Source organism: Streptomyces sp. NPDC002265 (assembly GCF_040296125.1).
Classification (GTDB): Bacteria; Actinomycetota; Actinomycetes; order Streptomycetales; family Streptomycetaceae; genus Streptomyces.
Genome location: NZ_JBEOWS010000352.1, coordinates 1 through 9,861 on the forward strand (window position 1 = coordinate 1; position 9,861 = coordinate 9,861).

The window sequence follows — 9,861 nt, forward strand, 5'->3', positions numbered from 1 at the left end:
CCCGCACGGGGCGGGCATGCGTCACTTCTTGCGACGGCCGATACGACGGCCCTGCTTGCGGCGCTCGGCGCGCGTGAGGCCGTCGGCCTCCGAGCGCACCGGCTCGTCGTCCTCGGCGAAGTCGCCCTCGACGATGCCGCCCTCGCCGTCCACGGTGGGCGCCGAGAAGTGCAGCCGGTCCCGGCGCTGCGGGGCCTCCAGGCCCTTGGCGCGGATCTCGGGACGCGCGCCGGCCTGGGCCGGGACCACGTCCTGGGGCTCCTTCGTCAGCGACGGCTGGACGTCCTCGACCGGGACCTCCTCGACCTGCTGCTCGACCTGGACCTCCAGGTTGAACAGGTAGCCGACGGACTCCTCCTTGATGCCCTCCATCATCGCGGTGAACATGTCGAAGCCCTCGCGCTGGTACTCGACCAGGGGGTCCTTCTGCGCCATCGCGCGCAGGCCGATGCCCTCCTGGAGGTAGTCCATCTCGTAGAGGTGCTCACGCCACTTGCGGTCGAGGACCGACAGCACGACCCGGCGCTCCAGCTCACGCATGATCTCGGAGCCGAGCTGCGCCTCGCGCGCCTCGTACTGCTCGTTGATGTCGTCCTTGATGGACTCGGAGATGAACTCCGCGGTCAGACCGGCACGGTCGCCGGCCGCGTCCTCCAGCTCCTCGACGGTGACCTTCACCGGGTAGAGCTGCTTGAACGCGCCCCACAGCCGGTCGAGGTCCCAGTCCTCCGGGAAGCCCTCGGCGGTCTCCGCGGCGATGTAGGCGTCGATGGTGTCGCTCATGAAGTGCTGCACCTGCTCCTGGAGGTCCTCGCCCTCCAGGACACGGCGCCGCTCGCCGTAGATGACCTCGCGCTGGCGGTTGAGGACCTCGTCGTACTTCAGGACGTTCTTGCGGGTCTCGAAGTTCTGCTGCTCGACCTGCGACTGGGCCGACGCGATCGCGCGCGTGACCATCTTGTTCTCGATCGGCACGTCGTCGGGCACGTTCGCCATCGACATCACGCGCTCGACCATCTGCGCCTTGAACAGCCGCATCAGGTCGTCACCGAGGGAGAGGTAGAACCGGGACTCGCCCGGGTCGCCCTGTCGGCCGGAACGACCGCGCAGCTGGTTGTCGATACGGCGCGACTCGTGCCGCTCGGTGCCGAGGACGTAGAGGCCGCCGAGCTCCTCGACCTCCTCCTTCTCGGCCCGGACCGCCTGCTCGGCGCGCTCCAGGGCGGCGGGCAGGGCCGCGGCCCACTCCTCGATGTGCTCCTCGGGGTCGAGGCCGCGCTGGCGCAGCTCCGCCTCGGCGAGGTCCTCGGGGTTGCCGCCGAGCTTGATGTCGGTACCACGGCCGGCCATGTTGGTGGCGACCGTCACGGCGCCCCGGCGGCCGGCCTGGGCGACGATCGTCGCCTCACGGTCGTGCTGCTTGGCGTTGAGCACCTCGTGCTGGATGCCGCGCTTGCTGAGCTGCTGCGAGAGGTACTCGGACTTCTCGACCGAGGTGGTGCCGACCAGGATCGGCTGGCCCTTCTCGTGCTTCTCGGCGATGTCGTCGACCACCGCGTCGAACTTGGCGACCTCGGTGCGGTAGATCAGGTCGGACTGGTCCTTGCGGACCATCGGCTTGTTCGTCGGGATCGGGACCACGCCGAGCTTGTAGATCTGGTGGAACTCGGCGGCCTCGGTCATCGCCGTACCGGTCATGCCGGAGAGCTTGTTGTAGAGGCGGAAGAAGTTCTGGAGGGTGATCGTGGCGAGCGTCTGGTTCTCGTCCTTGATCGGCACCCCTTCCTTCGCCTCGATCGCCTGGTGCATGCCCTCGTTGTAGCGGCGGCCGGCGAGGATACGGCCGGTGTGCTCGTCGACGATCATGACTTCGCCGTCGATGACGACGTAGTCCTTGTCCTTCTTGAAGAGTTCCTTGGCCTTGATGGCGTTGTTCAGGTAACCGACGAGCGGGGTGTTCACCGACTCGTACAGGTTGTCGATGCCCAGCCAGTCCTCGACCTTGGAGACACCGGGCTCGTGGATGGCGACGGTGCGCTTCTTCTCGTCGACGTCGTAGTCGCCCGTCTCCTCCAGGCCCTTCAGCGGGTTGCCCGCCTCGCCCCTCTTCAGGCGCGTGACCAGCTTGGCGAAGTCGCCGTACCACTTGGTGGCCTGGTCGGCCGGGCCGGAGATGATCAGCGGCGTACGGGCCTCGTCGACCAGGATGGAGTCGACCTCGTCGACGATCGCGAAGTTGTGACCGCGCTGGACCAGTTCGTCCTGCGACCACGCCATGTTGTCGCGCAGGTAGTCGAAGCCGAACTCGTTGTTCGTGCCGTACGTGATGTCGCACGCGTACTGCTCGCGACGCTGGGCCGGCGTCATGTTGGCCAGGATGCAGCCGACTTCCAGGCCCAGGAACTTGTGGACGCGACCCATCATCTCGGAGTCGCGCTCGGCCAGATAGTCGTTGACCGTGATGAGGTGGACGCCGTCTCCGGAGAGGGCGTTCAGGTAAGCCGGCAGCGTGCCGACCAGGGTCTTGCCCTCGCCGGTCTTCATCTCGGCGACATAGCCGAGGTGCAGGGCGGCACCGCCCATCATCTGGACGTCGTAGTGCCGCTGGCCGAGGACACGCTTGGCGGCCTCGCGCACGGTGGCGAAGGCCTCGGGCAGCAGGTCGTCCAGGCTCTCACCGTCGATGTAGCGCTGCTTGTACTCATCGGTGAGGGCCCGCAGCTCGGCGTCGGAGAGGTCGACGAAGTCCTCTTCGATGGAGTTGACCTGGTCCGCGATGCGGTGCAGCTTGCGCAGGATCTTGCCTTCGCCTGCACGCATGATCTTCGAGAGGACGGACACGGGGGTTGGTCTCCTTGCCGGTCGGGCCTGGGACGGTCGGTTTCCATTTGACTTACTGAGCAACGGCCATCGTATGCGAGGACCCCACCACCCCGGGAGGCCTGCCGCCACCACGACGGCCGTCTTCAATGGGCACAACGTACGGAGCACTCGGATGGTGCCGTGTCCGGCCGCCGAATTGCACGAAATGTGATCGCGGGCTCACGCGGCGCAAAGAGATGGCGCCCATCGGCCGGACGCGCGCAGAATCGGCCGATGGAACCCGTCACGCTCACCACCGGCCGTCTGGTCCTGCGCGCCGTCGGCCCGGACGACACCGACGCCGTGTACGGCGCAGCCCAGGACCCGGACATCCAGCGCTGGACCACGATCCCCTCCCCCTACCTTCCGGAGCACGCCCGGGGCTTCACGCACCAGCTGGTCCCGGACGGCTGGGCCGACAGCTCGATGTTCACCTTCGGTGTGTTCCTCCCCGCGGGGGACCTGGTGGGCATGCTCGCGCTCACCATGCGCTCCCTGGGCATGGCGGAGATCGGTTTCTGGGCCACGAAGGAGCACCGCGGCAACGGCTACACCACCGAGGCCGCCCACGCGGCCGCCCACTGGGCCTTCACCCGGCTCGCGGTCGACCGCGTCGAGTGGCGCGCCGAGGTCGGCAACCACGCCTCGCGCGCGGTGGCGGAGAAGACCGGTTTCACCATCGAGGGCACGCTGCGCTCCGCGATCAACAACAAGGGCGTACGACGGGACTGCTGGGTGGGCTCGCTGCTGCCGTCGGACCTGGGACTGCCGTCGACGGCGCCGTACCTGCCCGCCCCCACGCGCCCCGCCTAGAGGCCGACGTCCGGAGCGGCCCGGCATCGCGGGGGCGGGCCCGCGCAGCTGCACACCAGCGGGCCGCGCACCCGCGGGCCGCACGCACGCGGGCCGCACGCACGCGTGCCCGCACATCTGCGTGCATGCGGTCCTGCTTGCCCGCGCGCCTGCGCGACCGTGCGCCTGCGTGTCGGCGCGCCCGGTGGACGCCCTCGTCGGGACGCCCTTGCCGTCTCCCGCTGTCAGTCCCACCCTCTATCGTGCGGATGTATGACGACCCCGCGCCCCATCCCCCTCTCGGCGGACGACGCCCGCCGCATCGCGCTCCGCGCACAGGGCTTCCTCGGCGCCCCCGACCGCCGGGCCGGCGTCCGCGGTGTCCTGCGTCATCTCGGCGCGGTCCAGCTCGACACCATCTCGGTGCTCGCCCGCTCCCACGAGCTCATCCCGTACGCACGCCTGGGCGCCGTGGGCCGCCGGACGGTGGACGACGCCTACTGGACGGACACGCACGCCTTCGAGTACTGGTCGCACGCCGCCTGCATCCTGCCCATCGAGGAGTGGCCGCACTTCGCCTTCCGCCGCCGCGCCTACCGCAGCCGCCCGCACTGGAACCACGAGCTGCCCGAGGGTGCCTACGACCAGGTCGTCGAGCAGCTGCGCGCCGAGGGCCCCCTCACCGCGACGGAGCTGGGCGGGGCGAAGAAGACCAGCGAGTGGTGGGACTGGTCCGGCACGAAGGTCGCCGTCGAGCGGGCGCTGATGTACGGCGAGGTGGTGTGCGTCGAGCGCCGCGGCTGGAAGCGGGTGTACGACCTGGCCGAGCGGGCGATCCCGGCCGCGCTGCTGCACGACGAGCTGGACGACGCCGAGTGCCTGCGCCGCCTGGTCCGCCTGGCCGGCCAGTCCCTCGGCGTGGGTACGCGCGCGGACATCGCCGACTACCACCGGCTCAAGGGGGAGCAGTTCGACGCGGTGATCGCGGATTCGGGTCTGGTCCCGGTCACGGTGGAGGGCTGGGGCAAGCCCGCCTGGGCCGACCCGGCGGCGCTGGAGACCGCTCCGCGCGGCCGCCACCGCACCACGCTGCTGTCCCCGTTCGACTCGCTGATCTGGGAGCGGGCGCGCACGGAGCGGATCTTCGGCTTCACCCACCGCCTGGAGGCCTACGTCCCCAAGCCCAAGCGCGTGCACGGCTACTTCGCGATGCCGGTCCTCGCCGGCGGCCGTCTCGTCGGCCGGGTGGATCCGGCCCGCGAGGGCCGCACGCTGGTCGCCAAGCAGGTCACCCTGGACGGCCCGAAGGCCGTTCCCGCGGTGGCCGAGGCCCTGGTGGCCGCGGCGGGCTGGGTGGACTGCACGGACGTCCGCGTGGAGCGCGTGGACGCCCCCGAACTGCGCGCCCCGCTCACCGCCGAACTCGCCCGCGCCCTGGCCTAGGGCTGCGGCTGCGACCGCCGGACGGGCCTCAGAGTCCTCCGGCGGTCACCGGATCTCGAGGATCTTCTCCCGCATCGCGTACACCACCGCTTCCATCCTGGAGTGCAGCTGCAGCTTCTCCAGGATGTTGCGCACATGGTTCTTCACGGTGTTCTCGGAGATGAACAGCTCCTTGGCGATGTCCCGGTTGTTCATCCCGGTGGCGACGAGCTTGAGCACCTCCAGCTCGCGGTCCGTCAGCCGGGGCGCGGGCACCAGCCGGCGCTCGTCGGTGCGCTGGATCATCGACTTGAACTCGGTGAGCAGCTTCGAGGCCATGGAGGGGCTGATCTGTGACTGCCCGTCGGCCACCGCGCGGATGGCGGTGGCCACCTCGTCGGTGGAGATCTCCTTGAGCAGATAGCCGGTCGCACCGGCCTTGATCGCCTCGTAGAGGTCGGCTTCCTCGTCACTGATCGTGAGCATGATGATCTTGGCGCTGGGTGCCACCTCCTTGATGGAGGTGCATGCCTCGATCCCCCCGCGCCTCGGCATCCGCACATCCATCAGGATGATGTCCGGCAGCAGGTCGGCGGCCTTGACGACGGCTTCGGCGCCGTCGCCCGCCTCGCCCACGACCTGGATGTCCTCCTCGGCGGCGAGCACGATCTCCAGGCCACGGCGGAACAGGGCATGGTCGTCCACGACAAGGACTCTGATCGGTTCCTTGCGTGAAGTGCCTGCGTCCGGGCCCATGCCGACGACGCCTCCGGCATCTCCGTCGTGCATCGGTCCGAAGCTGTCCGCCATCGTTCCTCCCCCTGAAGGCTTTGGCCCGTGGTCCTGAGCCATCGCCAACCCAAGGCAACGGCCCACCGGTTGAGCCGCGGCCCCCATGCTTTCATGCCCGGCCCTCAACACGGTGACAGAGCGGTACGCGCAGCGGCCGCACATCGGTGCCCCTGGGGGCGCGAGCGCGCTCCAGGGGCACCGTCTCATCTGTCATCCGTGAAGGTCAGCCACCGAGCGCGCCGCTCGCGCCGGGCGAGTGCGCCTGGGTGACCATCGTGTCCGTGCTGAGGTGGATCACACCGTAGTCGTACGCGTGCCTCCGGTAGACGACACTCGGTTCCTTGGTCTCGGAGTCGACGAACAGATAGAAGTCGTGTCCGACCAGCTCCATCTCGTAGAGCGCCTGGTCGAGCGTCATCGGAGCGGCGACGTGTGTCTTCTCGCGGACCACCAGGGGGCCGTCGCCCTGCACTTCGAGTGAACCGATCCGCTTCGTGGGCACGCTGTCCGAGTCCTCCGCCGAAACGGGGTGGCCGTTGCCGTTGAGTGTCGCCACTCCCGGGACGTGGTCGGCGACCTCTGCCGCCGTGAGCCTGCGGGCGCCACGGCGCGTGTTCTTCTTGTCGTGCTGCTTGCGCAGCCGGGCGTCCAGCTTCTCCGCTGCCAGGTCGAGTGCCGCGTACGGATCGTTGGCCGCTGCCTCCGCCCGGATCACCGGACCGCGGGAGCGGAGCGTGATCTCCACTCGGTCACAGCGGTCGGCCTGTCGGGGGTTGGGCTCCTTGGACACCTCGACGTCGAGGCTGATCACCTTGCCATCGAGCTTCTGGATCTTGTCCAGGTTCAGCTTCTCGGCCACGTGCTTGCGGAACCGCTCGGGCACCTCGGTCTTGCGGCCCTTGACGACGATGTCCACGCAGAACTCCGTTCCCGGATCGCCCCGCATCCACGGCGGGGCATCTCCCTTTTGCACCAGGCTCCGGTGAACTCCGGAACCTCGGACTCGGCGACTTCCACCTCCTCCTCCCCCATGGGCAAGATCTACACCCCCGACGCCGTCACCGATAGCGCAAAACCACGGCACGGCATTCGGATATGCGAGGGTGGCCTGCGGCTTTCCCTCACAACCGAACATATCTCGCCCGGACGGATGTCGTCACCCTCTAACGCGACGTACCTCCGTTCAGGTGAATTGACCGGCTCATTACCTGCAACGACGCAAGCCCACGGTCAGTTCCGGTTTATTTCGAAGGAATCCGACGGCGCCGCGATCACGGCTGCACAGATCAGGCCTCGGCACTCGTTGCCGTCCGCCCCTGACCGCCCGGACCGACCCCGCTCCTGCCTCCCTTCGCCCGTCCCGTCCGTTCGTTCCTCTCTGCCTTCCCGACCTGCTCGCGGATACACGGGGGCCGCCCCCATGAACCCTCGTTCGCCCGTATCCGGCCACCTGTACGACCCCGCACGCGCCGCCTGCGCCCGCACGGCCCGTGCCGCCTCGGCGAGCGAGGCGCCGGTGGTCATCAGGTCGTCGACGAGCACGACCGGTCCCTCCGCCAGCAACCGCTCCGCGCCGGGTACCACCGTCAGCGCGCCCGCGAGGTTCTCCAGCCGCTGCCGGGAGTCGAGCCCCGCCTGGTCGGCCACGGCTCGCCTCTGCCGCAGCACGGCGAGCACCCGGGCCGCGGTTCCCGTGCGGCGCAGTTCACCCGCGGCCGCCAGGGCGATCCGCCGCGCCGGTCGGCGCCCAGTTCCAGCCGGAAGGCCATGGCCCGCAGCCGGTCGCCGGCGCCGATACGGGCGAAGGCCTCGACGGCGCCCGGGCGCGGGACGTAGTAGCCGATGTCGCGGACCACGGGGCGGCTGCCCCGGGTGCCGCGCAGGGGAGCGTGCTCGGCGAGCCAGGCCAGTTCGTCGTAGGCCCGGCCTGCGGTGTGCCGCAGCATGCGGTGGACGGGGTGCAGCCCGCTCAGCACCGCGAGGAGGCGCTCGGCGAAGACATCGGTGGGGCGGGGCTGCGGGACCTGCCGGTGGGGCGGCCCGGCGGGCACCGCGGGGGCGACCGGTGCCGGGGACGTGCCGGGCAGGACTCGGGACGCCGGTGCGGGCGCGGACGCGGGCGCCGGGGCGGGGGCGGTTGCCGCGGGGGTGCGGGACGGGCCGGTGCCCGGCGCGGTGCGGGCGGGGCCGGTACCGGGGCGGCGGGTGTCGTGCCGGACCGGAGGGCGGCTGCCGGTGTGGCGGCGGGTCCTGGTCATCACCTTGTTCATGTGCGTCCCCGTTCCATGGGTCCAGCGGCTCCCGGCCCGGCCGGTGGGTCCGACCCGGGTGATACCGGCGGGTAACTTGCGGTCGGGGATCTTGTACGGGGTGGTGGACCGCAGGAGCAAGGAAGCCGTCGCCCGGGTCGAGGGGCGCGGAAGGTTCACCTATCAGGGTGACCGAGGGGGACGTACGGCCCGTATTTCCGGGGGAGCGCCGGGTGAGTTCCGGGGCGCCGGGTGGACGTGTCCAGGAGGGGCGGCAGGGACCCGAAAGGGGACTCCCGCACGTATCCTGAAGGCCCTCCGGGAGGCGCGCCGTCCGGCCTCCCTCAGGTCACCCGAGCCCCGACCACGAAAGCGGCCAGCCCATGCGCGTCTACGTCCCTCTGACCCTCTCCGGTCTCGCCGAGGCGTACAAGACGGGTGAGCTGGGGGCGGAGCCGCTCGTCGCGTACGCCGTCACGCCGGGACTGCGCGAGTGGTACCTCTCCGACGACATCGAGGAGCTGGAGTACGCGGCGCTGAGCCGGGCCGCGCTGGCGTCGCTGCGCCTGCTCGCCGCGGACCCCGGGGCGGCCCGGCGGCGCACCGTGGTCGCCGTCGACGTGCCCGACGGCATCGCGTCCGTCGACCCCGACCGGGGGCTCGACCCGGCCGCGCTCGGCGAGGTGCGGGTCGCCGCAGTCGTGGCGCTGGCCAAGGTGGCCTCGGTGCACGTCGACGCGCAGGACGCGGAGGCGGACGTGGCAGCCGCGGCGCAGGCGCTGCCGGCGGCGGACGGCGGGGACGACGACGCGCAGTTCGTCGTGGACGGGGCCGAGGACCACGAACTGCTGTGGTTCGCCACGCAGGAGATCCAGAACCTGGTCGTCGGGCTCGGGGGCTGAGACCCTCGGCTGTTCTCGTGGATGTCAGTGGTCGCGGGTAGTTTTTTCCCATGGGGAAGCACAAGGCTGCACACATCGTCTGGGACTGGAACGGCACGCTCTTCCACGACAACGAGGCGATCATCGGGGCGACGAACGCGGCGTTCCTGGAGCTGGGGCTCGAACCGATCACGCTGGAGCGGTACCGGGCGCTGTACTGCGTGCCGGTGCCGAAGTTCTACGAGCGGCTGATAGGACGGCTGCCGACGGACGCCGAGTGGGAGCTCATGGACGAGATCTTCCACCGGTACTACGCCGAGCACCGGGCGGCCTGCGGGCTGACGGCGGGGGCGGTCGAACTGCTCGCCGGGTGGCGGTCGGCGGGCCGCAGCCAGTCGATCCTGAGCATGTACGTGCACGACGAGCTCGTCCCGCTGGTGCGGGGCTTCGGCATCGAGTCGCACTTCGTACGCGTCGACGGGCGGACCGGCCCGTCCGGGGGCAGCAAGACCATGCACATGGTGCGCCACCTCGGCGCGCTCGCCGGGGTGGACCCCGCCCGCACGGTCGTGATCGGGGACGCGGCCGACGACGCGGTGGCGGCGCTGCACGCGGGGGCGCGGGCGGTGCTGTACACCGGGGGGTCGCACAGCCGGGCCAGCCTGGAGGAGGTGGGTGTGCCGGTCGTGGACACGCTGGAGGAGGCGGTCGAGGAGGCGCAGCGGATCGCGGCCTGAGCCGTGGCCGCTCCCGAGCCGCCACGGGCTGGAGCGGGCCGGTGCGGGCCGCCGCGACCCTGTGCGCCGGACGGGCGGCGATGTGGACGGGCAGCCCTCCGGTGACGGCCTCGGTGGCGAACATGC

At 70.5% G+C, this 9,861-nt stretch carries 8 protein-coding genes; 4 read left to right on the forward strand and 4 right to left on the reverse strand.

Annotation, left to right across the window (positions count from 1 at the left end; all coding sequences use genetic code 11):
- Nucleotides 1–21 precede the first annotated feature (21 nt).
- Nucleotides 22–2,841, reverse strand: coding sequence for a preprotein translocase subunit SecA (gene secA / locus ABT085_RS38465; RefSeq protein WP_351619183.1), 2,820 nt, complete (start codon nt 2,839–2,841; stop codon nt 22–24).
- Between the two features lie 255 nt (nt 2,842–3,096).
- Between secA and ABT085_RS38470 the strand changes: the two genes are divergently transcribed.
- Nucleotides 3,097–3,675: a GNAT family N-acetyltransferase gene (locus tag ABT085_RS38470; protein ID WP_351619186.1), complete on the forward strand. Its 579-nt coding sequence runs from the start codon at nt 3,097–3,099 to the stop codon at nt 3,673–3,675.
- Nucleotides 3,676–3,927: 252 nt separating this feature from the next.
- Entirely contained in the window at nt 3,928–5,097 is a 1,170-nt protein-coding gene (locus ABT085_RS38475) for a winged helix-turn-helix domain-containing protein (RefSeq protein WP_351619188.1), read from the forward strand.
- 45 nt (nt 5,098–5,142) lie between these two features.
- On the opposite strand, the gene ABT085_RS38480 is transcribed toward ABT085_RS38475, so the two are convergent.
- The 3 genes from ABT085_RS38480 to ABT085_RS38490 form a co-directional block, all read right to left on the reverse strand.
- Nucleotides 5,143–5,886 (reverse strand): response regulator, encoded by a 744-nt coding sequence (locus tag ABT085_RS38480; protein WP_351619191.1) that lies wholly within the window; start codon nt 5,884–5,886, stop codon nt 5,143–5,145.
- A gap of 205 nt (nt 5,887–6,091) precedes the next feature.
- Nucleotides 6,092–6,784, reverse strand: coding sequence for a ribosome hibernation-promoting factor, HPF/YfiA family (gene hpf, locus ABT085_RS38485; RefSeq protein WP_351619194.1), 693 nt, complete (start codon nt 6,782–6,784; stop codon nt 6,092–6,094).
- Between the two features lie 670 nt (nt 6,785–7,454).
- A complete protein-coding gene (locus ABT085_RS38490) occupies nt 7,455–8,138 on the reverse strand; it encodes an Rv3235 family protein (RefSeq protein WP_351619196.1) in 684 nt (227 codons plus the stop codon).
- 362 nt (nt 8,139–8,500) lie between these two features.
- Between ABT085_RS38490 and ABT085_RS38495 the strand changes: the two genes are divergently transcribed.
- Nucleotides 8,501–9,019, forward strand: coding sequence for a DUF6912 family protein (locus ABT085_RS38495; protein ID WP_351619198.1), 519 nt, complete (start codon nt 8,501–8,503; stop codon nt 9,017–9,019).
- Between the two features lie 50 nt (nt 9,020–9,069).
- On the forward strand, nt 9,070–9,735 hold the full coding sequence (locus ABT085_RS38500) for an HAD family hydrolase (protein WP_351619201.1): 666 nt from the start codon (nt 9,070–9,072) through the stop codon (nt 9,733–9,735).
- The last annotated feature ends 126 nt before the right edge of the window (nt 9,736–9,861 follow it).

Excerpts from the sequence above, each read along its gene's own strand:
- ABT085_RS38470 (WP_351619186.1), top strand. The coding sequence starts at position 3,097 with ATGGAACCCGTCACGCTCACCACCGGCCGTCTGGTCCTGCGCGCCGTC.
- ABT085_RS38475 (WP_351619188.1), top strand. The coding sequence starts at position 3,928 with ATGACGACCCCGCGCCCCATCCCCCTCTCGGCGGACGACGCCCGCCGC.
- ABT085_RS38480 (WP_351619191.1), bottom strand. The coding sequence starts at position 5,886 with ATGGCGGACAGCTTCGGACCGATGCACGACGGAGATGCCGGAGGCGTC.
- ABT085_RS38490 (WP_351619196.1), bottom strand. The coding sequence starts at position 8,138 with ATGAACAAGGTGATGACCAGGACCCGCCGCCACACCGGCAGCCGCCCT.
- ABT085_RS38495 (WP_351619198.1), top strand. The coding sequence starts at position 8,501 with ATGCGCGTCTACGTCCCTCTGACCCTCTCCGGTCTCGCCGAGGCGTAC.
- ABT085_RS38500 (WP_351619201.1), top strand. The coding sequence starts at position 9,070 with ATGGGGAAGCACAAGGCTGCACACATCGTCTGGGACTGGAACGGCACG.